The sequence below is a fragment of the Paenibacillus sp. fava2 genome, assembly GCF_058313675.1.
Map to the genome: position 1 here is coordinate 7,183,694 of NZ_CM177755.1, position 22,775 is coordinate 7,206,468.

Consider the following 22,775-nt stretch of genomic DNA (forward strand, 5'->3'; position numbering starts at 1 on the left):
AAAGCGTACACCGCTTATTATGCAAATTAAAAACCACCCCGGTTAACGGAGTGGTTTTATTTGTGTTCCGAAGGAAGGCTAGATCTGGTTCCCTGCCTCAGTCTTAATACTGATCTCCTGGCTGCTCTTCTGCTTCCTGCTTCTCACCGAATACAGGATGAATAGCAGAATGAACCAAACCGGAGTGAACAGCAGCGCCGGACGGGTCTCCTCGGCAATCAGCATAATGATCAGAATTGCCGCAAACAGCGCCAGAACAATATAGTTAACTGCCGGGGTGAACGGTGCCTTGAACTTGGAGGCTGCCTGCAGGTCCGGGCGGTTCTTCTTATATTTGATATGGCATACGAGCACGACGCCCCAGACCCAGATAAAGCAGATGGCGCTGACCGTAGTTACAATGCCGAAGGCCTGCTCCGGAACCAGCTTGCTCAGCAGCGCCCCTGCCGAGATTACCAGCGTAGACACAAACAACGAGTTGGCAGGTACAAAATTTTTGTTCAGCTTGCCGAACCGGGCTGAGGCCTGATCTTTGCGGCTCAGATTATAAAGAATCCGGCTGGTCGAGAACATTCCGCTGTTGCAGGCCGATGCGGCGGAGGTCAATACGACGAAGTTGATAATTCCCGCAGCAATCGGAATGCCGACCAGGCTGAAGGTTCTGACAAACGGGCTTTCGGCAGGACTAAGCTGAGTCCACGGGTTAACACACAGCAGAACGAACAGCGCGCCTACGTAGAAGAACAGAATCCGCAGCGGGATTTTGTTGATCGCTGACGGGATATTTTTCTCAGGATCAGCCGTTTCTGCCGCCGACACCCCTACCAGCTCTACACCGACATAAGCGAACACGACCATCTGGAACGAGAAGAGGAAGCCTGTGATGCCGTTCGGGAACACCCCGCCGTGCTGCCACAGATTGCGGACCGTTACCGTTCCTGCATCTGTTTTGAAGCCCATGACGAGCAGCACAATGCCGAGCCCGATCAGGGCAAGAATCGTTACTACCTTGATCAGTGCGAACCAGAACTCCAGCTCGCCGAAGCTTTTGACGGTCAGCAGGTTAAGCCCCAGCAGAATAATCAGACAGATCACCGCTGGTACCCACTGCGGAATATCGAACCAGTACTGCACATAGACCCCTACTGCAATGACATCGGCCATCGCCGTCATAATCCAGCAGAACCAGTAGGTCCAGCCTGTGACAAAAGCGGCCTTCGGCCCTAAATAATCCTCAGCGATATCTGTAAAGGACTGGTACCCCGCCTTGGACAGCAGCAGCTCCCCCAGTGCCCTCATAACAAAAAATACAGCGATCCCTACAATCAGATAAGTGAACATGATCGACGGCCCCGCCTTTTCGATTGCCCGCCCTGATCCCAGGAATAATCCTGTTCCAATTGTTCCTCCGATTGCGATTAACTGAACGTGCCGGTTGGCCAGCTCTCTTTTTAACTCTGCCATGCCTGTTTCCCCCTTATGATTACAGCCTGTTGCTGCCAATAAAAAAAGAGACTGGATACTATCATCCAATCTCCCGGCTCATAAGAATATCAAACACTATCCGCCCTGCGGGCAGCAGCCCGCAAGGCAGATAAATATTCAGTACTCTTCTGTCCTTTTGCCTGAGATTGTGAACCCTTCGGCGCTGCGGTAACCCGCAGTCTCTCCAGAAGCTGCTCCTGCTATAGTGTGATCCATAGCATTCATAGCCTGTAGCGTATTAAGTTGGTGAAGCGTTAATGCATTTTAATATTCTAACATATTACTCGCGATGTGAGTATCCGGGCTGTGAAAAAAGTCTCAATACCAATTTTATCCTTACAGCCTAGCCCTGTACCTGTTCTTCTCCGGCCTTCCCGTAGAACTTGAGAAAAACAACGATACCGATCAGCGCTACAACAATGCCTGACCAGAAAAACCACACCTGTACTCCATACCGGTCAGCGACCGGCCCGGCCAGAGCCAGCCCGATTGGCGAAGACAACATACCCATGCTGGAGACGAGCGATATTACACGCCCCAACGTTTCCGGCTCGTAAGCCTTCTGGATCATGGCCATATAGGGGCCGTTGAACAGCGGCGCAGCAGCACCCATGAAGAACGACAGCACGGCAAAGGCTACAAAGGCTCCGCTGCCGACAACCCCGCTCAGCAGGCAGGTCAGGCCGATAATAACAAGGCTTACGCTCATATAGGTGGAGTCACGCCACTTCGAGCCCAGTACGGACAGCAGCACACCGCCCAGGATCATGCCGATGCCGAATACCGCCTCTATGATACTTGCACTGTATCCGCCTCGGCCAAAGTGCTCCAGCGTCATCAGCGGGAACAGCATGGCCAGCGGCATAAAAACGATACTGAAGCCGGCCATGGCAATGGTGATAAATACGATCGGCTTAGAGGAAACAAAGGTCCTCCAGCCGAGAATGAACTCCTGCCGGAACGAGGGTGCCTGCACCACCTCCGGCTTCGGCTGATGAATCTTCACCATCAGCAGCATGACATTTGCAATCAGCGCTCCCGCTACATCAAGCAGCAGCACCGTTCCCAGCGATGTTGCCGAATATACGGCGATACCCAGCGCGGGTCCCAGTATGCTGGAAGCGGAGAAGACCATCTGCTGCCAGCCTGCCACCCGGGTCAGCTGATCCTCCGGGGCAATCAGCGGGACAGCTGCCTGGAACGACGGCGCGTGGAACGAGGAGGCTACGGAGCGGATGAACAGCACGACATATACGACCCACAGGCTCGGGTCGCCCCACAGATAATAAGCGCCCAGAATCAGACTGGTGACAGCAATCATGCTGTCGGAGATGATCATGGTCAGTTTGCGGTTCCAGCGGTCCAGCCAGACGCCGATGAACGGTCCCAGGATGGCCTGAGGCAGGAAGCCGACGAGTCCGGCAATCATCAGCACGGAGGCCGACCCTGTCGTTTCTGTTAAGTGCCAGATAATAGAGAACTGCACCATCGATGAAGTCAGAATCGAAAAGATCTGGCCGCTGAAGATGAAGGCGAATGTCCTCTTCCAGTGCATATGATTCATAATTTGTACCTCCCAAAAGTAAATGGATTTCATATCTCAAGCAGCCAAGCCGTTAATCAAAAAACAGACTCAAGTCCAGTGGGCTTGAGTCTGCTTGCTTTACGTGTCGGAACAGGGCATAGCCAAATAAGGCTCTGCATATAAACCGTCAGGATTACGGCCTATGTCCATACGTATAGATAAGCAACCCAAAAAAGCCCACCTTAACGGTGAATTTTGCTCTTTCGGGTACTCATCTCAAGCGCATGGATGGGGTCATAGCCGCAAGCCTCCTTTTCATAGTTAGCCGTATCTTACCATCGGCAGTAAAAACTGTCAAACCTAAAAACGCCAAAAAAGAGCGGATAAGCTACCGCTTACCCGCCCTTCAATTATGACTGCATTATTTAATAATTACATATTCCAATCCTACGAGCTTAGCATAGCTGACAATCTGGTCGGTAGTCAGGTTCAGGGAAACCACGGTGTGGTGGCCGCCGCCGTTCTCGATCCAGGCCTTCACTCCGTCCTGGAAGTTAGGCTTAACCTTCCACAGAACACGCGCTACAGGAAGGTTAGGAGCTGCAACCTCTGGCTCAAATGCTTCCACTTCATTGATCAGCAGCTTGTAGTGTGTACCAAAGTCAGCCATCGATACAACGACGCCTTCGCCGGCTTTGCCGTCAAATACAAGGCGGGCCGGATCTTCACGGTCGCCGATACCGAGCGGTGATACAAGAACCTTCGGCTTGTTGCTTGCCAGGCTTGGATCAACCTCAAGCATGTGGGACTGCAGAATCGCTTCCTGGCCTTCTGCCATTTCATATGTGTAATCTTCCATGAAGCCGGTGTTTACGTTGTGGGCCATTACCTTCAGCAGGCGGTCAAGAGCTGCGGTTTTCCAGTCGCCTTCGCCAGCGAAGCCGTAGCCTTGCGCCATCAGGCGTTGTACCGCCAGACCCGGAAGCTGCTTCATGCCGTGCAGGTCTTCAAAGTTCGATGTGAACGCATTGTAGCCGCCGTTATCCAGGAAACGCTTCAGGGCGATTTCGTAGCTGGCCTGAACCTTAACGCTTGCTTCCCATGCTTCCTTGCTGTAGTTGCCGTAATCGAAATCGTACTGCTCTGCATATTCAGCGAACAGGGCATTGATCTCTTCTTCCGTTACTTCGTTTACATAAGCAACCAAATCGCCGATGCCGAAGTAGTCAACGGTCCAGCCGAACTGGATCTGCGCTTCTACTTTATCGCCTTCAGTAACCCCTACATTGCGCATGTTGTCGCCGAAGCGGGCAACCTTGATGTTGAAGCTTTCGTTGTAAGCCACCGCAACATCCATCCACTCAGCAATCTGCTTCTGGACATTAGGGCGTTGCCAATAGCCTACTACCACTTTGTTCTGCTTCTTGAGGCGGGCGTTGATGAAGCCGTACTCACGGTCACCATGCGCAGCCTGGTTGAGGTTCATGAAATCCATGTCGATGGTTGCCCAAGGAATGCTCTCATTGTACTGGGTAGCCAGGTGCAGAAGCGGCTTCTGCAGCAGCTTGGTGCCGCGGATCCACATTTTGGCCGGGGAGAAGGTGTGCATCCAGGTGATTACACCCGCAACCTCGTCACGGTAGTTAGCTTCCTTCATAATAGAAGTGATTTTGTCCGCGCTAACTGCCAGGTCCTGCTGCAGCACGAGCGGGTAAGGCAGAACGCCGCTGTTATTCAGGGCATCAACCATTTCCTGGGCGTGGGCTTTAACTTCTCCAAGAGCTACTTCTCCGTACAGATGCTGAGATCCAACAACGAACCAGAACTGCTTGTCACTAACTGTTGTCATTTATATTCATCCTCTTCTCTTAAATTGTGATGGTAGGCTAATCCGTACCCAATATTATTTCTGGCCGTAGTAAGCATCCTTGCCGTGCTTGCGCAGATAGTGCTTATCCAGAATCCGCTGCGGCAGCTCCTCGGCAAAATGGTTCAGCTCACGCGCGAAATGGTTCATCTTGGCCACTTCCTCCAGCACCACACTGTTCATAACGGCGGAGTGGGCATCCTTGCCCCAGGTGAATGGTCCATGGCCCTTCAGCAATACGCCGGGAACCGCCATAATATCAATGCCGCGCTGCTCAAACGTCTCGATGATCACATGGCCTGTTTCTGCTTCATAGCCGCGGTCAATTTCCTCTTGAGTGAGGAACCGGGTACAAGGCACCGCTCCATAGAACGTATCAGCATGTGTGGTTCCCATAACCGGAACATCAAGCCCGGCCTGGGCCCAGACGGTCGCCCACATGGAGTGCGTATGCACAATGCCGCCGATTTCCTTGTAATGCTTATACAGCACAGCATGGGTCGGTGTATCCGAGGAAGGTCTGAGATCACCCTCTACAACGTTACCGTCAAAATCGACAACGACCATATCGCTGGCTTTCATTTTCTCATAGCTGACTCCACTTGGTTTAATGACGAACAGGCCCTTCTCACGGTCAACCGCGCTCACATTGCCCCAGGTGTACTTGATAAGTCCTTGCTTAGGCAGGTCCAGATTGGCCTGGAATACCTCTTCCTTCAGTTGCTCTAACACATTAACCCCTCCCGTTCTCTACCAGATGATCTACAGCAGCCTGCTCAATCGCCAGTCCTTCCACATACCGCTCCATAAAGAGCTCAAAGCCCTTAACGTCAGCTGCATCCGGATGAATGACCTGACCTTCCGTATCCTTAAATACCTTGTTATCGAGAAAATCGTCCAGACGCTCCTGCTGCTCCCTGTTCTGCATGAACGCGGCCAGAATCGCCATCCCCCAGGCCCCGCCCTCGCTGGCTGTTGCCATTACGGAGACAGGTACGTTCATCGAGGCAGCCACGATCTTTTGTCCGACTACCGGAGTTTTGAACAGGCCGCCATGCGCCAGAATGCTGTCGATAGCGACATTCTCTTTCTTGGTGAGGATGTCCATCCCGATCTTCAGCGCGGCAAAAGCGGTAAACAAATGCGTACGCATAAAGTTAGCCAGATTGAAGCGGCTCTCAGGCGAGCGGACGAACAGCGGGCGTCCCTTCTCGATACCTGTAATATTTTCCCCGGAAAAATATCCGTAGCTCAGCAGACCGCCGCCGTCGGCATCCGCTTCAAGCGCTTTGCCAAACAGCACGCTGAACAGCTTGCCGGAATCCGCCTCGATGCCCATAGCCTCCGCAAACTCACGGAACAGGCCGACCCATGCGTTGATGTCACTGGAGCAGTTATTCGCATGCACCATCCCTACCGGACTTCCGTCCGGCGTGGTAACCATATCAATCTCCGGATACACCGCGGACAGATCGTTCTCGAGCACGATCATCGCGAATACGGAGGTACCTACAGAGATGTTACCGGTGCGTTTTCTTACACTATTGGTAGCGACCATGCCTGTTCCGGCATCACCCTCAGGAGGGCACAGCGGAATTCCCGCCTGCAGATCCCCGGACACGTCCAGGAGCTTAGCCCCGTCTTCAGTTAACACGCCTGCCTGCTCGCCTGCATGATACACTTTTGGCAACAGCTCACCCAGCTTCAAAGAGTAGCCCTTGGCTGCTGTCAGCTCGTCGAACTGCTTCACCATTGCCGGATTGTAATCCTGCGCCGCCTCATCAATCGGGAAAATCCCCGAAGCATCGCCGATGCCGATCGCTTTCGTGCCGGTCAGCAGCCAGTGAATATACCCGGCCAGCGTCGTTATAAAATCAATGTTCGGCACATGCTCTTCCTTGTTAAGAATTGCCTGATACAGATGGGCAATGCTCCACCGCTCAGGGATGTTGAACTGAAACTCTTCAGTCAGCTCCTTGGCCGCAGCCCCGGTTGTCGCATTACGCCAGGTCCGGAACGGAACCAGCAGCTCTCCCTTGCTGTCAAAAGCCATATATCCGTGCATCATGGCCGAGAATCCGATCGACCCCACCTTGCTCAGGGTGACTTCGTATTTCTGCTGTACTTCCTGCTTCAATTCACTGTAGGCAGTCTGCAGGCCCTTGATGATATCATTCAAATCATACGTCCAGTATCCGTCAACCAGCTGGTTCTCCCACTCATAGCTGCCGGAGGCAACTGTCTCAAACTTCTGGTCAATCAGTACCGCCTTGATACGTGTGGACCCAAATTCGATACCCAGTGAGGTTCCTCCCTCAAGTATCGCTTGCCTGATGTTCTGATCCATGCCCACGTTACTCCTCCCTAAGCCAACCTGTTATAATTTTAACAATAAAAAGAAGGCGCTTCCCTTTAACAGCTCCAGTATATTTTTTGTTCGTACATTTGTCAATACAACTTGTAATATATACATACAAATTTAGTTTGTGTTTATACATATGCGCTCATAGACTATAATAAGATAATATCTGTGTTACAATATGTACGTACAACTTTAACATAAGCTTTACATTCCGTTCTGAACTACCTCGAAAGAAGTGAGTCCGATGAAGACGAAATACCAGATTATTTTTGATGATATAAAAAGCAATATTCTTTCCGGAGCCTACAGTGTAGGGGAGCAGATTCCGACCGAGCTGGCCCTGCAGGAGACGTACAATGTCAGCCGGCAGACGGTGCGCAAGGCAATTCTGGAGCTGTCTAATGAAGGTTTTTTGCGCAGCGAAAAGGGTTCCGGCACCTATGTCAGCAGCCAGTTCCGCTCCAAAGCGGCAGGCGGCTCCAGCAAACGGACGATCGGGGTCATTACCACGTACATCTCCGATTACATCTTTCCTTCTATTATTCGCGGGATTGAGGGCCGGCTGAATGAGGATAATTATTCGCTGCTGCTGGCCAGCACTAATAATGATGTTGCCCAGGAGAAGAAGGCGCTGGAGATGATGCTGTCCTTTGGTGTAGATGGCCTGATTGTTGAGCCGACCAAGAGTAACCTGTACAACCCTAACATCGCCTACTACCTCTCCTTCAAAGAGCAGGACGTGCCGTTCATCATGATCAATGCGTATTATGAGGAGCTGGAGGTGCCGTTCTTTTGCCTCGATGATGTGCAGTCCAGTTATCTGGCTACCAAGGAGCTGATCTCCAAGGGCCATACCCAGATCGGCATCATTGCCAAGATGGATGACCTGCAGGGCAAGTACCGGATGAAGGGCTACATTAAGGCGCTCGGCGAAGCGAAGCTACGGTTCCACCCGGAGCAGGTGCTGTCCTTTGATACCGAGACGAAGCAGGAGCTGTCCGATAGCCTCAAGAAATTCCTGAGCGAAAATAGAGAGATGCTGACGGCCATCGTCTGCTACAACGATGAGGTCGGGCTGGAAGCCGTCAATGTGTGCCGCCAGCTGGACATCTCCGTTCCGGAAGACCTGTCGATCATCGGCCAGGACAATTCCTACATTGCCAAGAATGCAAATATTAAGCTGACTACCCTGACCCACCCGCAGGAGCAGATGGGCCGCGACGCCGCCGAATGGGTGATCAAGAAGCTGCAGGGCAAAAAGGATCTGCGGAACAGCACCTACTATCAGCCGGTGCTGGTGGAGGGGGAGACGGTGCGGGAGCTGGAGTGAGGGTTTGATATGCAGAGAAGTGTAAAAGGTACCCGGTTGGGTACCTTTTTGGTTGGGCCATGCAAGCCCGGGGATGGTAGCGCCGAGATTAGAGGCACTTTTGCCCTTCATTTCGGCTGTTTGGCCCTATGAGCCGAAATCAGAGGCACTTTTGCCCTTCATTTCGGCCATTTGGTCTTCTGAGCCGGAATCAGAGGCACTTTTGCCCTTTATTTCGGCCATTTGGCCGTCTGGGCCGAAATCAGAGGCACTTTTGCCCTTCATTTCGGCTATTTGGCCGTCCGGGCCGAAATCAGAGGCACTTTTGCCCTTCATTTCGGCTATTTGGCCTTCTGAGCCGGAATCAGAGGCACTTTTTCCTTTCATTTCGGCTATTTGGTCTTCTGAGCCGAAATCAGAGGCACTTTTGCCCTTCCTTTCGGCTAGTTGGCCGTCTGAGCCGAAATCAGAGGCACTTTTGCCCTTCATTTCGGCCATTTGGCCGTCGAGGCCGAAATCAGAGGCACTTTTGCCCTTTATTTCGGCCATTTGGTCGTCGAGGCCGAAATCAGAGGCACTTTTGCCTTTCCTTTCGGCTATTTGGCCGTCCGGTCCGAAATCAGAGGCACTTTTGCCTTTCATTTCGGCTATTTAGCCGTCTGGGCCGAAATCAGAGGCACTTTTGCCTTTCCTTTCGGCCATTTGGCCGTATGGGCCGAAATAAGGGCACTTTTGCCTTTCCTTTCGGCCATTTGGCCGTATGGGCCGAAATCAGAGGCACTTTTGCCCTTTATTTCGGCTATTTGGCCGTCGAGGCCGGAATCAGAGGCACTTTTGCCCTTCATTTCGGCTATTTGGCCTTCTGAGCCGGAATCAGAGGCACTTTTGCCTTTCCTTTCGGCTATTTAGCCGTCTGGGCCGAAATCAGAGGCACTTTTGCCTTTCCTTTCGGCCATTTGGCCGTATGGGCCGAAATCAGAGGCACTTTTGCCCTTTATTTCGGCTATTTGGCCTTCCGGGCCGAAATCAGAGGCACTTTTGCCTTTCCTTTCGGCCATTTGGCCGTATGGGCCGAAATCAGAGGCACTTTTGCCTTTCCTTTCGGCCACCGGCCTCACTCATACAGCCAGATCCCAGCCACCGTCATCACCCCCGGCAGGCTGTCCTCATCCACCGCCACATTGTTGTCGTACCAGCCGCCCAAAGCCAGGTTAAGGATTAGATAAAACGGCTGGTCGAACGGCATGCCGGGCTCCAGCCGGCGCTCGGCGAAGCAGTGGCCGTCCACCAGCCAGCGGATGGAATCGGCGCTCCACTCCAGGCCGTAATCACGGAACTGGCTGATCGTGCCGTCCGCAAGCTCGTGGGTAAATTCCTCGACTACCTTGCTGTCGAGATCCTTGCCATAGTGCAGCGTACCGGCAATCTGCCGGGGCAGGCGGCCCTTGGCCTCCAGCATGTCCAACTCGCCGGACGCCGGCCACGGGCCGTAGGCATAATCCTGCGGCATCAACCAGATGGCCGGCCATAGACCCTGCCCGACGGGCAGCCTGGCGCGGATAACTAATTTTCCATAGCAGAAGGAGAAATGGTTTCTTGTATCAAGCCGGGCTGAGGTGTAGCTGAAGCTCCGCCCGTCCTGCTCTATTTTTTCACGGCATGCCCTAAGGTTCAGCCCTTGCTCGTCAAAGTAGAGATTATCGTCACGGCCTGTATAAAACTGCTGCTCATTATTGCCCCAGCCCGGATAGACGGGCTTATCATTCAGGTCAAGCAGATCATTGCCCGTCCGGATGTTCCAGAGGCTGAGATCGCCCCCGTTCTTTACAAAATCCTGCTCCCACACCAGCTTGCTCATCGCTTGGCACACTCCTCTCATGTAAACACAGCATACTGCATTTCGGAACACGCATATCGGAATCCAAAAAATTGGGATGGCGGCAAAAACGGTGGCCTTTTTTTCCTGCGTCTTTTTTCTTACGATGAAAAGGAAGGGAGGGACAAAAGACATGTTTCGATTCCGGGGGGAACAAATGAAAGCGTTTTTTAGGCAATGGCAGCTGCAAAGTATGGTTATTCCGGGCATTGTCTGGATGGTTATTTTTTGTTATCTTCCGATGTTCTGGCTCGTTATCGCCTTTATGGACTACAGTATCGCGAAGCCCATGCTTGAGTCACCGTTTGTCGGGCTGAAGCATTTCGAGGCCTTCGTGAGCGATGACCGGTTCTGGCGTTCGATCCGCAATACGCTGGGGATGAGCAGCATCAAGCTGATCCTAGGCTTCCCGATTCCGATTCTGTTCGCGCTGCTGCTTAATGAAATCCGCAGCCTGCGCTTCAAGCGTACGGTGCAGACCATATCGTATCTGCCGCATTTTATCGCGTGGACGATCTTTGGCGGGATTGCGCTCAACTGGCTGGGCGAAGGCGGTGTAATCAATCAGCTGATGATGGCCATCGGGCTGCAGGACCGGGAAATTTTGTTTAACAGTGATGCCAAATATTTCTGGTGGATTACTTTCTTTACCGATACGCTGAAGGAAACAGGCTGGAGTGCCATTATCTACATTGCGGCTATCTCGGGCATTGATCCCGGTTTATATGAAGCCGCTGAGCTTGATGGTGCAGGACGCTGGCAGCGGATGTGGCATATTACCGTGCAAAGTATTCGTCCGACAATTGCCATCCTGTTCATTCTCGCGGTGAGCGGTATTCTGGGCAGTAATTTTGAACAGATTTTTATGCTGAAAAACAACATGAACATGAAAATGGCGGAAAGCCTCGACCTGTACATTTATAACATGGGGCTTGTGTCAGGGCGGCATTCCTTCTCCACAGCTGTACTGTTTGCCCGTTCCATCGTGGCGCTGGGGCTGCTGTTCATGGCGAATCAGACATCCAAAAAACTGACCGGGGACAGTATCTTCTAGAAAGGGGGCAGACCGGTGAAAAGACGCACAGGCTTAAGGAGCATCGGTGTATTCGAAGTCTGCAACACCCTGCTGATGCTGGGGGTATGCTTTCTGACGCTGTACCCGATGTGGTTCGTACTGATTAACTCGCTTAACGCGCCGGAGCAGGCGCTGCTGGGCACCGTCAACTGGTTCCCGGAGCAGCTGTCGCTGGCCAGCTACAGTGTTGTTTTTAATGATAAGACGATGATGAACGGCTTCCTGATCACCACGCTGCGCACCATAATCGGCTCGGCGGCACATGTGCTGTTCACCGCCATTATCGCCTATGGCCTGAGCAAGACGACGCTGATCGGACGCAAGGTGTACATGAAGGTAGCCCTGGTGACCATGCTTTTCTCAGGCGGACTCATTCCTACGTTTATTCTGATGACGAAGCTGGGGCTTTATGATAACTTCTGGGTGTTCGTCATTCCCGGCATGTACAGCTTTTTCAATATGGTGATCTTTATGAGCTTCTTCCGCACCATTCCTGATAGTCTGGAGGAGTCGGCCAAGGTGGACGGGGCATCGGACTATGGTGTGCTGTTCCGGATTGTACTGCCCAACAGTATGGCTGTAATCGCTACCATCTCGCTGTTCTCGGCCGTCTATCACTGGAATGACTATTATCAGGGCGTTATTTATATCCGTTCGCAGGATATTTTGCCGCTGCAGACGATTCTGTACAAAATCATCGCCGAAAACTCCATGTCGTTCATGCAGCAGCAGGCGATGGCCCAGTTCGGGGCAAGGCTGCCCGGCAACTCGATCAAATTCGCCTCCATGATGGTCGCTACACTGCCGATTCTGCTGTTCTACCCCTTCATTCAGCGTTATCTGGTCAAAGGGGTTATGATCGGCGCAATCAAGGGATAACCAAACCGAAAGGATGATCTTCTAATGAAGCATAAATCCGTTAAAAGAAGTCTGACCCTGCTGCTGACGGCGATGCTCGCGCTGTCCCTGGCCGCCTGCAGCGGCAATTCCGCCAATAACGAAAGCGCACCGACGGCGGCACCTCCGGCTGACGCTACTACTGCACCGCAGGAAGAAGCTACAATGAATCCCGATGAGCCAGCCTGGAAGCTGGACACAAGCCCGATTGACCTGACCTGGTTCGTCGGGGCCAACTGGTACGCCCATTCCTGGGGGGAGAGCCTAACCTCGAAATACGTTACGGAGAAAACCGGCGTCAATGTTAAGCTTGAAGTGCCTTCCGGCGAAGCAAATGAGCATATCACCCTAATGATGACCTCCGGCCAGCTGCCTGACCTCATCTCCATGGGCTCCTGGGAAACCGCTGTCAAAAAGCTCTGGGAAGGCGATCACGTCTTCGCCCTGAATGAGCTGGCCGACCAGTACGATCCTTATTTCTACAAAGTAGCCGGCGACGGCACGCTGAAATGGTACCGCCAGGAGAACGGCAACACCTACGGGGTTCCGAATGATTCCTATAGCCCGAATCTGATGCATGAGACCGGCATGACGGCGGCCAATCAGACCTTCCTGGTGCGCAAGGACCTGTATGAGGAAATGGGCAGCCCGGACCTGAGCACACCGGAAGGCTTCCTTGGCGCATTACAGCTGCTGAAGGATAAGTATCCTGAATATAAGGGGCAGCCGATGAGCCCGTTTTTTGCCCAGGGGAATGTGCCTTACGGGATGACTGAGTATCTGCAGAATCTGCTCGCTGTCCCGCATGAAAAAGACGGCAAGGTGTATGACCGCGTAACCGATCCCGAATACCTCACCTGGCTGAAAACCTTCCGCACCGCTTACGAGCGCGGACTGATCAATGTCGACTTCCTCGTGGATTCCGATACACAGGTGGAGGAGAAAACGAACAATGCCCGCTATTTCATGATGATCCGTGAATGGACCGGCATGACGGCGGTGAATCCGCTGCTGGCTGCAAGCGCCAACCCGGACTCCTACTATATCGCTGTAGACGGCCCGCAGAACAGCAAGGGCGACAGCGCCAAGCTGTTCCCCGGCAACATGGACGGCTGGATGGTCACAATGATCAGCAAATCGACCAAAAATCCGGAACGGGCGATCCGCTTCCTGACCTATCTCGCCAGCGAAGAGGGGCAGCAGGATCTGTTCCTCGGCAAGGAAGGCGAAACGTGGGAGACCGTGGACGGCAAGCCTCAGCTGAAAGCAGATATGGTGAACCTGATTGCAAGTGATATCGAAACACTGGAGAAGCAATATGGTGTGCTGGATACGTACTGGATGATGCGTAACCCGGTTATTGTGAACCAGTGGAGACCGGAAAAAGCTCCGGTAATCAAGCAGATGGAGGACTTTGCTAATGCCCAGGCGGATATCGACAGCGGCATTTATAAGGGCCTTGACCCGCTGGGCGATTCCGAAGTTGCGGTAGCCTGGTCGCGGATTTCGCAGAACTGGGAAGAAGTGCTGCCGGAGCTGATTACGGCCAAGGATGAGGCTGCTTTTGACAAGGTGTTTGCAAGCTTCCTGGAGCGCCGTGACGAATATGGCTTCCAGCAGGTGGTGGAATTCCGCCAGGCTGAGCTGGATGCGCGGAAGACCAAAATGGCGAATTAATTGATAGAGATGCCGGCTGCCCGGGGGCGGCCGGTATTGCCTGCTTATGCAGAGGCCCCGAACAGGTGCATTTTGCTGATTACCTGCCTGTATTTTTGTAATACATGGTATATTACAAATATGGGGAGGTATGGGAATGAAGGCCGTACAGACAACAATAAGGAAGCTTTACCGCAATTCACGGATCTCACAGAAGCTGTTTCTGGCCTTCAGCCTGATGATAGCGATCCCGGCCATTGTTATATCCTTTCTGTTCATCCGCACGCAGGAAGCCCAGCTGTATAAGGATGCCATGGCCGAGGGCAGCAGTCATGTGTCCCGCCTGGAGGGGCAGCTGCGCAGCCGGCTGACGATGCTTGAGAACGCTTCCTCAACCGCACTGACCCAGAAGGGCTTCGTGGATTTCATTCACTCTGACATGCAGGCTGACGGTCTGCAGCTGGTAAAGTTCCGGCAGAACCAGTATGAGCAGATGCACAATATTATTCAGAGCTATGATCTGGTCAGCCAGCTCAGCTTCTATGTCGATAACCCCGGCCTGCATGAAATATGGCCGGAGATCTACCGTTATGACCGGTTCTGGCCGCAGGATTACTGGATGACGCTGCGCGAGGAGAACGGGGCGGCATTCCGCTTATTTTCCCTGCAGGAGGGGGAACACACTTTATCTTACTACAGACTGGTCCGGCTTCAGGGCAAGCAGAATGAACGGCCGACTATTATGGAGATCCGGGCCCGGCACAGCGCCATTTTCAGCGATTTACTGGAGGAGAGGGACGGCAGCTTTTTCTCCGTCGTTATGGACGGAAGCCAGCCTTCCCGCAGCGTATATAATGCCGCACATGCCTCAGCTCTCGTAGCAGACGGGCAGCTGGACGATATTCTCACCCGCGTGCACAGCCGGCTGGATGTACTGCAGCACGATGAACCCGTTCAGATCACTTCCGGCGATCAGACCTACTATGCATTGTACCGGTACATCGCACCGCTGAACGCCTATATCGTCGACATCACCTCCCATCAGGAGCTGATGAAGGGGCCGCGGAACTGGTATTTTCTTGTGGTGGCTATCACCTTGTGCGTCCTGCTGATGATGATGGTGATGATCTCCTATATGACCCGGCGGATCTTCCGTCGGCTGGAAATGGTGCTGGCCTCTATGCGCAAGGTGCGTCAGGGCCAGCTGGATGCCAAGATTCATACCGGTCTTAGCGACAGTGATCCCGGGGACGAAATTGATTATGTCGCCGTCAGCTATAACAGCATGCTGGACGAAATCCAGCGGCTGATGACCCAGGTGGTTGATAAGCAGCTGATCGCCAAGAATGCGCAGCTCCATTCGCTGCACTCGCAGATCAACTCCCACTTCCTGTATAACGCGCTGGAATCGATCCGGATGCGGGCAGAGGTGGAACGGCAGCCGGCGATCGCCGGAGCGCTGGTATCGCTTGGCTCACTGCTGCGCTACAGCATGCAGTGGCGTGGAGACACCGTCAGCCTCAGGGATGAGCTGGCCAATATTCACAGCTATATCCGCTTCATTAACTTTATGGAGAACACAAGCTTTGAGCTGCGGGCCGACCTTCTGCCAGAGGTGCTGCGCTACCCGATCCCCAAAATGTGCATGCAGCCCATTGTGGAGAACGCCGTGCATCATGCGGCGCCGCCGGGAGGGAGCGTAGCCATCGAAATGAACGTAAGCGTGGAGAACAGCTTCATGCTGCTGATTGAAATCCGTGACAACGGCACCGGCATTGATCCGCAGACGCTCAGCCGCCTGCAGGAGGAAATGGCCGATGAGTCCGACCGGCCGATTGTCGCCAGCCGCAACGGGCTGGGGCTGGCGAATGTGCATAAACGGCTGCAGCTGCATTACGGCAAAGGCAGCGGGCTTTCGATTGAAAGTGTACAGGGTGCCCACACCAGTGTCACCATACGTTTGCCTTGGGAGCAAGTCAATCTGGGAGGATGGTAGAAGTTGATGAACCTGCTGATTGTGGACGACCAGAAGCATATCCGCGACGGGCTGCAGGCGATGGTGAGCCAGTTCCCGCAGCAGCCGGACAGTATCTATAGCGCGGCTAACGGTATTGAGGCGCTGCAGCTGCTCCGCCGGCACAGCATCCAGCTTGTCATTACTGACATCCGCATGCCCGATATGGACGGCCTTGAGCTGATGGCAAGGACCCGGGAGGAGCAGCTGACCGTCGATTACCTGATTATCAGCGGCTACGGCGATTTCGCTTATGCCCAGAAGGCGATCGGACTGGGAGCAAAGGGTTATCTGCTCAAGCCCGTAAACCGTGAGGACCTGCAGGCCTCGGTGGAGCATGTATGGCAGGAGGTCATGACCCGGCAGGCGCTGTCCCGCGATATGGAGCAGCTCTCCCGGATGGCCCGGGAGACGGACCGCAAGGAGCTGAGCCTGTACATGCAGGGCTCGGCCTACGACGAGGCGTGGATTAATAGAACGGAGCAGCATCATCCGGAGCTGTGGGCCAGCTACCGGCTATGCCTGCTCAGCGAGGAGCGGCGGATCAACCAGCCGGGCGCGAGCAGCGCCCACAGCATGGAGTCGCTCGCCTACAGCGTGTACGGCAGCGGAGGCTGCATCTGCCTGCAGCGCCGCCCGCATCTGATTCTGGCGGTAGATGCCGCCGCAGATACGGGAAAGCTGCCTGAGGCGCTTAAGGCTGCGCAGATCGCGGCGACAGCTGCCATAACCGGGCCGCAGCAGGGCTTAAAGGCGCTGCCCGCTGCCTACACCGAAGTGCAGGAGCTGCATAAGCACAGCTATCTGTTTCCTGAGCTGCGCTGCATTCTGCCGGAAAAAACGGCCGGGCTGGTGCAGCAGTGGCAGCTCCCCCATGAGGAGTTGTACGCCCTGTTCCGGTTCATCGGAGCGGATAGCGGCAGCCGGATCGCCGAAGGCATCTCTATGCTTTTTCATAAAAATGTACTGCAGCGCTATCACATCGGCTATACAGAACGGCTGTGCCGGGCGGTGGTGCAGATGCTGGAGGAGTACGAGTGGGTAATTCGCCCCTACATGGGCGAGGATGCGCTGGATATCGATCCGCTGCGCAACCTCTATGATCATCCGGGCATCCGCGAATATATTCAGGCGCTCCAGCAGCAGATGCTGCGGCTGAGCCAGTTCTATCACGAATTCAAGTGCAGCTACCGCAACTCCCAGGACCTGAACGAGGCGATCCGCTTCATCCATGAGAATTACCACAAGCCGCTGGATCTTGCGATGGTGTCCAACCATGTGTCGCTGAACTACGCTTATTTCTCCAACCTGTTCAAGAAAAACGTCGGCAAGGGCTTCGCTGAATACCTGCGCGATGTCAGGCTGGATAAGGCGCGCCGTCTCCTGGCCGAAACAGAGTACAAGATCGTCGAGATCACACCGCTGGTCGGCTACGAAAGCTACAAAAGCTTCACCCGCGCCTTCCGCGAGGTCATGGGCATGCAGCCCACGGAGTACCGGCAGATGGTGCGGCGCAAGCAGGGGTAGCGGACGCTTTTCCCCGGACAATACAAAAAGACGGCCTTACACCAGCGAAACGCTGGGTTAAGGCCGTTCTATTCACGGGGCCGGAATAGCAGAAAGCATCAAAGAGCCCCCCGCCTTGACACCAAGTTGAGGGCTCAATTAACAGACTATTCTTTTATCCGTTCAAATATGAGCTCCAGCGTAGATGCTTGCCCGCCAGCCAGTAAAGGCAGAGGAACAATACTATGCAGTTTCCAGCCATCCGCTGCATGGCGGTCAATCACTGCCCTAAAGTCCTCCTTCACTTTACCGCTCATTATTCCTACAGAAATTGACACATAATTATATTCGTACTTGTACATCCTTTATTCCTCCTCCGTCTTGGCATTTTTCTTAGCTGATTCCATCGTTAATTCTGTTTCCACAAACCGATCCAGATAAAAAAACCAGCTATGATGGACAATGAAAACAGCATTGTGACCATATTTCTATACAACTCATAACTCAGGTCTACCCAAGAACCAATAAATATGATTAGTGAATAACTGCTGCATAAGACAAGAAACATAACTTTAAAAAATTTGTTTAAAATGTAGATTCCCCGCTCATCCCGAACCTTTGCAACACAAATTACAATTCCTATAAATGCTATAAACCCTAAACCTGCAAGGATAGAGTTCACCTGAGAAAGAGAGCTCATTTTAATCCCGCCCTTCATAATCAAACACATCATAGATGCTTTTCTGAAAAACTTCAGCTATGCGGAAAGCCAGCTTTAGGGATGGCATATATTTGTTTTTCTCAATAGAAATTACCGTCTGCCGGCTGACCTTCAGAGCATCTGCCAATTGCTGCTGCGTCCAGCTCCTCTCATTACGCAACTCAATAATATGATGTTTTAGATGAAAATCATCAACTCCCATATTTACCATTCCTTAGTATTTATTCTTTTTAATATCATAATTCCATTTTATTCAAATGTAAAGTTCCCTTTACTTTTTTTTATAAATAACCTTTTTTCCGATAATCAAAAAGGCCTATTCCTCCTTATGGATGGAATAGGCCCTTTCATTATCTATACAGACTGGGTCTGCCAATATTGCTTGGCAATCCGCTGCCCTTGATTGATTTTCGCCCACTGCTCGTCTTCCGTCAGCTCATTACCGCCGTCGCAGGAGGCAAATCCGCATTGATGGGAGAGGTACAGCCGGTCTTTATCAATAATCGCCGCTGCTTCATTCAGCAGTCTGACTACCCGCTCTTCATCATCAAGCGTATTGGTCTTGGAGGACAGCAGACCGAGTACAATCTCGGTATCCGGGCGATCCTTGAAGACAGCAAGCGCCTCAAGCGAACCCGCACGATCATCATCCCACTCCAGGAAAAAGCGGTCATACTTCAGCTGCTTCAGGAACAGGTTGGCAATCTTAACGTACGAGCCCCCGCCCATATTACGGGAGTCATAATTGCCGCGGCAGTTGTGCGTCCATACCTTCAGCCCCAGGCTATGACCGTAATCAATCACGGTGTTGTTAATATCAATGAATTCAGTGGCCAGCGCCTGTACTTCCTCCTGATTGATATTTTCGCCGGTATACGGGGAGTTCGGGTTATCATCTGCAAAAAGCTCCCACAGGCAGTCGTCGAACTGAATGATTTTTCCGCCTGTAGCCGCAAATTCGCCTACAAATTCCTTATACGCTTTAACGAGGCCGTCCTTCAGCTCTTGTCTGTTCTTGTAAACGGCATCCTTGCCGCCAATGTTGTCAGACCAGGACAGTTCTCCAAAAATATGCGACGGCGATGGGACACACAGCTTCGTTTCGCGATCACCGGCATGCTCCTGGAACTCTTTAAATATTTTGATAAAATGATGATTCTTCCCGCTCAGCTCACCTGTAATCCGCAGGCCGATATCCTTGCGCGTCTCATACTTCGAAGTGCCGTCTGTATCCCGGAAAAAGTACCCATGATCCGCGATGTAACGCTCAACACCTTCAAAGCCCCACATAAAATCCAGATGCCACATCGATTTGGAATACTCGCCGTCCGTAATTACCGACAGGCCGTGCTCAATTTCCTTGTTCACTACATCCTTAATCGCCGCAGCCTCGCAATTCTCATAGCCCGCAAAGTCCTCATAAAACGGATAGCTGATATCATCCCGGTGCTCAATCTGCGTTTTATATTTTAACAGTTCCGATGGCCGTAACAGGCTGCCTACAATTTGAAATTTATTACACATGATAAAATCCTCCTCCGTTATGCTCGCATCAAGTTCTTCGTGCTGTGATTGTAGCATGCGGCTGAGGGCGGCCGATAACACCTAAATGTCATATCTGGTTATAGGGAGGGGCTATAGCTCCCCAAAACCAAAATATTGGGCCTGTATATAAAATCCTGTACCTTTTACCGGACCAGCCCATTCGCTAGAATGAAGATGTACTATATTGTAAGCGGTTTCCATAATGCCAGACTATTCTAAAGGAGGGCAAGTATGAAACGATTGTATAAGGCTGAGCTCCGGTACTCGCGCAAGGTATGGAGTCTGTTTCTCGCGCTCGTAATGTTATCGGGCATAGGGTTGCTACCGGCCTCTAAGGTTCAGGCAGCAGCGACTACGGTAACGTCCATGGCTTATTTCTCTGCGGCAGACGGACCGGTCATCTCCAAATCGGGTGTGGGACAAGCCAGCTACGGATTCGTTATGCCGGTATTTAACGGCGGCGCGGCAACCTGGAACGATGTATCCGGCGATGTTGGCGTCAAAGTGAAGAACAATGGCAACTGGGTAGACATCGACAGCGCGGGCGGCTTCATCTACAACCAGAACTGGGGGCACTGGAGCGACGGCGGTGCGAACGGCTACTGGTTCACGCTCAGCGCCACCACTGAAATTCAGCTCTACTCCAAAGCCAACAGCAACGTTACGCTGAATTATACATTGGCATTCCAGAACGTTAACACGGCGACTATTACGTCGATGGCTGCCACACAGGGGCCGGTGCTTACTGCAGGCTTTACTGGCAGTGCGGGCTTTACGTATCCGGTGTTCAACAATGATCCGAATCTCATCTACGCCGCTGTAGCCCAGGATCTGAAGCTGTCCGTCAAGCCGGTCAGCAGCAGCCAGTGGGTTAACATCGACAATAATGCGGCCAGCGGCTGGATCTACGACAGCAACTTTGGCCAGTTCACCGAAGGGGGCGGCGGCTACTGGTTCACAGTAACCGAATCCATTAACGTGAAGCTGGAATCCAAGACCTCTGGGGCCAGCCTGGTCTACACCATCAATTTCAATCAGCCGGTCCGCAATTCGTATGTACTGTCCGCCTACGACAGCAATACGACTTACACAGCTGACAATAACGGCTCCATCGGCTTCCCGCTCCCGAAAATTGACGGAGGTGCGCCAATCGGCAGTGAGCTGGGTAAGTTCGTCTATCAGATCAAAAAAGCCGGCGTATGGGTCGATCTCAGCAGCTCCGCCCAAAGCGGCTTTGTCTACGCAGGCAACGGGTACAATAACATGTCCGCCGCCAACCAGTGGGGATACTGGGCTGACTATATCTACGGCCTGTGGTTCCAGCCCATCCAGGAGAACATGGAAATCCGTATCGGCTATCCGCTGAACGGACAGACTGGCGGCAATGTCGGCACCAACTATGTGTATTACAGCTTTATCGGCAATCCTAACGCTCCCCGCCCGGATGAATCTGACCAGGAGGACATCGCTATCGGTACACCAAGCGACCCGGCCATCGCCGACATGAACCTGATCTGGCAGGATGAGTTTAGCGGCACTACGCTTGATACAAGCAAATGGAATTATGAGACTGGCTATTACATTAGCGACGACGTTAACAGCTGGGGCTGGGGCAACGCCGAGCTGCAGCATTATACCAACAGCACGCAGAACGTGTTCGTGTCCAATGGACAGCTGAATATCCGCGCCCTGAACGACCACCGTTCGTTCCCGCAGGACCCTAACCGGTACGCGGAATATTCCTCCGGCAAAATCAACACCAAAGATAACCTGTCCCTCCAGTACGGCCGGGTAGATATCCGCGCCAAGCTGCCTACCGGAGACGGCATTTGGCCGGCGCTCTGGATGCTGCCTGAAGATGCCGCCTATGGCGCCTGGGCTGCATCCGGTGAAATTGACATTATGGAAGCCAAAGGACGACTCCCTGGCACAACCAGCGGCGCGATCCACTTCGGCGGCCAGTGGCCGGTGAACCGCTACATTGCAGGAGAGTATCATTTCCCGCAAGGGCAGACATTCGCGAATGATTACCACGTCTATACGATGGTATGGGAAGAGGACAACATGAAATGGTATGTCGACGGCAAGTTCTTCTTCAAAGTAACCCGCGAGCAGTGGTATTCGGTAGCCGCACCGAACAATCCGAACGCACCGTTCGACCAGCCGTTCTATCTGATCATGAACCTGGCCGTCGGCGGCCATTTTGACGGCGGCCGGGTACCGGCAGCGTCCGACATTCCGGCTACCATGCAAGTGGACTATGTACGCGTGTATAAGGAAGGCACCGGTGGCAATCCGGGTAACCCCGGCAACGTTGCGGTCAGCGGAGTCACCGTGACACCGGCCTCCCCGCAGATTGAAGTCGGTCAGAGCGTTCAGTTAACCGCTAATGTCGCACCTGCAAATGCTACCAACAAGGCAGTCAGCTGGTCGGTTTCCAACCCGGCGATTGCTTCCGTTAATGCCAGCGGCAGCGTAACCGGACTCGCGGCGGGTACCGTCACAGTAACTGCGACAACCGCTGACGGCGGCAAAACCGCCTCCAGCACCATTACGGTCGTAACCCCGCCGCCCGTCACCGTCGTCATCGGCGACAGCGTTCGCGGCCTGAAGAAGACGGGCGACAACCTGCAATTCTACGTCAACGGCGCGACCTTCGCCGACCTGCACTACAAAATCAACGGCGGCGGCCAGCTCAATGTAGCCATGACCTCCACCGGCAACGGCAACTTCACCTACCCGGTGCTGAACCTGAAGCAGGGTGATACTGTAGAGTACTTCTTCACCTACAACCCGGGCCAGGGAGCACTCGACACGCCTTGGCAGACTTATGTGCATGGGGTGACGCAGGGGGTGCCACAGTAAGATTGGCAGCCGTGGTATGAAAAGAGACCTCAATCCCGCTCCGCAGAGCGTGTTGAGGTCTCTTTTATCATT

General features: G+C 53.1%; 20 protein-coding genes and 1 riboswitch. Of the genes, 8 read left to right on the top strand and 12 right to left on the bottom strand.

Annotated features, from left to right (window positions below; all coding sequences use genetic code 11):
- Nucleotides 1–78: 78 nt before the first annotated feature.
- From AC4G46_RS31630 to AC4G46_RS31650, 5 genes are all read right to left on the bottom strand, one after another.
- Nucleotides 79–1,464, bottom strand: coding sequence for an amino acid permease (locus AC4G46_RS31630; protein ID WP_491126118.1), 1,386 nt, complete (start codon nucleotides 1,462–1,464; stop codon nucleotides 79–81).
- 139 nt (nucleotides 1,465–1,603) lie between these two features.
- Nucleotides 1,604–1,683: riboswitch (glycine riboswitch) on the bottom strand.
- 145 nt (nucleotides 1,684–1,828) lie between these two features.
- A complete protein-coding gene (locus AC4G46_RS31635; protein WP_491126119.1) occupies nucleotides 1,829–3,049 on the bottom strand; it encodes an MFS transporter in 1,221 nt (406 codons plus the stop codon).
- 382 nt (nucleotides 3,050–3,431) lie between these two features.
- Nucleotides 3,432–4,859 carry an L-arabinose isomerase gene (araA, locus tag AC4G46_RS31640; protein ID WP_491126120.1) on the bottom strand — a complete coding sequence of 476 codons (1,428 nt, stop codon included), beginning with the start codon at nucleotides 4,857–4,859 and terminating at the stop codon, nucleotides 3,432–3,434.
- A 54-nt stretch (nucleotides 4,860–4,913) separates the two neighbouring features.
- Nucleotides 4,914–5,609, bottom strand: a complete 696-nt coding sequence (locus AC4G46_RS31645) for an L-ribulose-5-phosphate 4-epimerase (protein WP_068729466.1) — start codon at nucleotides 5,607–5,609, stop codon at nucleotides 4,914–4,916.
- 1 nt (nucleotide 5,610) lies between these two features.
- Nucleotides 5,611–7,224 carry a xylulokinase gene (locus AC4G46_RS31650; protein ID WP_491126121.1) on the bottom strand — a complete coding sequence of 538 codons (1,614 nt, stop codon included), beginning with the start codon at nucleotides 7,222–7,224 and terminating at the stop codon, nucleotides 5,611–5,613.
- A 259-nt stretch (nucleotides 7,225–7,483) separates the two neighbouring features.
- Between AC4G46_RS31650 and AC4G46_RS31655 the strand changes: the two genes are divergently transcribed.
- Entirely contained in the window at nucleotides 7,484–8,569 is a 1,086-nt protein-coding gene (locus AC4G46_RS31655; RefSeq protein WP_491126122.1) for a GntR family transcriptional regulator, read from the top strand.
- Between the two features lie 126 nt (nucleotides 8,570–8,695).
- Here AC4G46_RS31655 and AC4G46_RS31660 read toward each other — a convergent pair whose 3' ends face one another.
- Complete coding sequence (locus tag AC4G46_RS31660) at nucleotides 8,696–9,190, bottom strand: hypothetical protein (protein WP_491126123.1); 495 nt, start codon at nucleotides 9,188–9,190, stop codon at nucleotides 8,696–8,698.
- A 68-nt stretch (nucleotides 9,191–9,258) separates the two neighbouring features.
- Between AC4G46_RS31660 and AC4G46_RS31665 the strand changes: the two genes are divergently transcribed.
- Entirely contained in the window at nucleotides 9,259–9,414 is a 156-nt protein-coding gene (locus tag AC4G46_RS31665) for a hypothetical protein (RefSeq protein ID WP_491126124.1), read from the top strand.
- Between the two features lie 39 nt (nucleotides 9,415–9,453).
- On the opposite strand, the gene AC4G46_RS31670 is transcribed toward AC4G46_RS31665, so the two are convergent.
- Together AC4G46_RS31670 and AC4G46_RS31675 are read right to left on the bottom strand one after the other, a co-directional pair.
- On the bottom strand, nucleotides 9,454–9,606 hold the full coding sequence (locus tag AC4G46_RS31670; RefSeq protein WP_491126125.1) for a hypothetical protein: 153 nt from the start codon (nucleotides 9,604–9,606) through the stop codon (nucleotides 9,454–9,456).
- A 56-nt stretch (nucleotides 9,607–9,662) separates the two neighbouring features.
- Nucleotides 9,663–10,406, bottom strand: coding sequence for a glycoside hydrolase family 16 protein (locus tag AC4G46_RS31675; RefSeq protein WP_491126126.1), 744 nt, complete (start codon nucleotides 10,404–10,406; stop codon nucleotides 9,663–9,665).
- A gap of 175 nt (nucleotides 10,407–10,581) precedes the next feature.
- On the opposite strand from AC4G46_RS31675, the gene AC4G46_RS31680 reads away from it, so the two are divergent.
- The 5 genes from AC4G46_RS31680 (at nucleotide 10,582) to AC4G46_RS31700 (ending at nucleotide 17,593) form a co-directional block, all read left to right on the top strand.
- A complete protein-coding gene (locus AC4G46_RS31680) occupies nucleotides 10,582–11,478 on the top strand; it encodes an ABC transporter permease (protein WP_231576380.1) in 897 nt (298 codons plus the stop codon).
- 15 nt (nucleotides 11,479–11,493) lie between these two features.
- Nucleotides 11,494–12,378, top strand: coding sequence for a carbohydrate ABC transporter permease (locus AC4G46_RS31685; RefSeq protein ID WP_068729482.1), 885 nt, complete (start codon nucleotides 11,494–11,496; stop codon nucleotides 12,376–12,378).
- 24 nt (nucleotides 12,379–12,402) lie between these two features.
- Nucleotides 12,403–14,073 carry an extracellular solute-binding protein gene (locus AC4G46_RS31690; protein ID WP_491126127.1) on the top strand — a complete coding sequence of 557 codons (1,671 nt, stop codon included), beginning with the start codon at nucleotides 12,403–12,405 and terminating at the stop codon, nucleotides 14,071–14,073.
- A 136-nt stretch (nucleotides 14,074–14,209) separates the two neighbouring features.
- The gene (locus tag AC4G46_RS31695) at nucleotides 14,210–16,048 is read left to right on the top strand and encodes a sensor histidine kinase (protein WP_491126128.1); all 1,839 of its coding nucleotides are present in this window, start codon (nucleotides 14,210–14,212) and stop codon (nucleotides 16,046–16,048) included.
- 6 nt (nucleotides 16,049–16,054) lie between these two features.
- The gene (locus tag AC4G46_RS31700; protein WP_491129023.1) at nucleotides 16,055–17,593 is read left to right on the top strand and encodes a response regulator; all 1,539 of its coding nucleotides are present in this window, start codon (nucleotides 16,055–16,057) and stop codon (nucleotides 17,591–17,593) included.
- A 146-nt stretch (nucleotides 17,594–17,739) separates the two neighbouring features.
- Here the strand turns inward: AC4G46_RS31700 and AC4G46_RS31705 are convergent, their stop codons facing one another.
- From AC4G46_RS31705 to AC4G46_RS31720, 4 genes are all read right to left on the bottom strand, one after another.
- Nucleotides 17,740–17,934 (bottom strand): DUF4177 domain-containing protein, encoded by a 195-nt coding sequence (locus tag AC4G46_RS31705; RefSeq protein ID WP_491126129.1) that lies wholly within the window; start codon nucleotides 17,932–17,934, stop codon nucleotides 17,740–17,742.
- A 47-nt stretch (nucleotides 17,935–17,981) separates the two neighbouring features.
- Complete coding sequence (locus AC4G46_RS31710; protein ID WP_491126130.1) at nucleotides 17,982–18,290, bottom strand: hypothetical protein; 309 nt, start codon at nucleotides 18,288–18,290, stop codon at nucleotides 17,982–17,984.
- The gene (locus tag AC4G46_RS31715; protein WP_491126131.1) at nucleotides 18,274–18,495 is read right to left on the bottom strand and encodes a helix-turn-helix transcriptional regulator; all 222 of its coding nucleotides are present in this window, start codon (nucleotides 18,493–18,495) and stop codon (nucleotides 18,274–18,276) included. The genes AC4G46_RS31710 and AC4G46_RS31715 overlap by 17 nt, the downstream gene beginning before the upstream one ends.
- Before the next feature lie 152 nt (nucleotides 18,496–18,647).
- On the bottom strand, nucleotides 18,648–19,817 hold the full coding sequence (locus tag AC4G46_RS31720; protein ID WP_491126132.1) for a cobalamin-independent methionine synthase II family protein: 1,170 nt from the start codon (nucleotides 19,815–19,817) through the stop codon (nucleotides 18,648–18,650).
- A 252-nt stretch (nucleotides 19,818–20,069) separates the two neighbouring features.
- Between AC4G46_RS31720 and AC4G46_RS31725 the strand changes: the two genes are divergently transcribed.
- Nucleotides 20,070–22,703 carry a family 16 glycosylhydrolase gene (locus AC4G46_RS31725; RefSeq protein WP_491126133.1) on the top strand — a complete coding sequence of 878 codons (2,634 nt, stop codon included), beginning with the start codon at nucleotides 20,070–20,072 and terminating at the stop codon, nucleotides 22,701–22,703.
- Nucleotides 22,704–22,775: the final 72 nt, after the last annotated feature.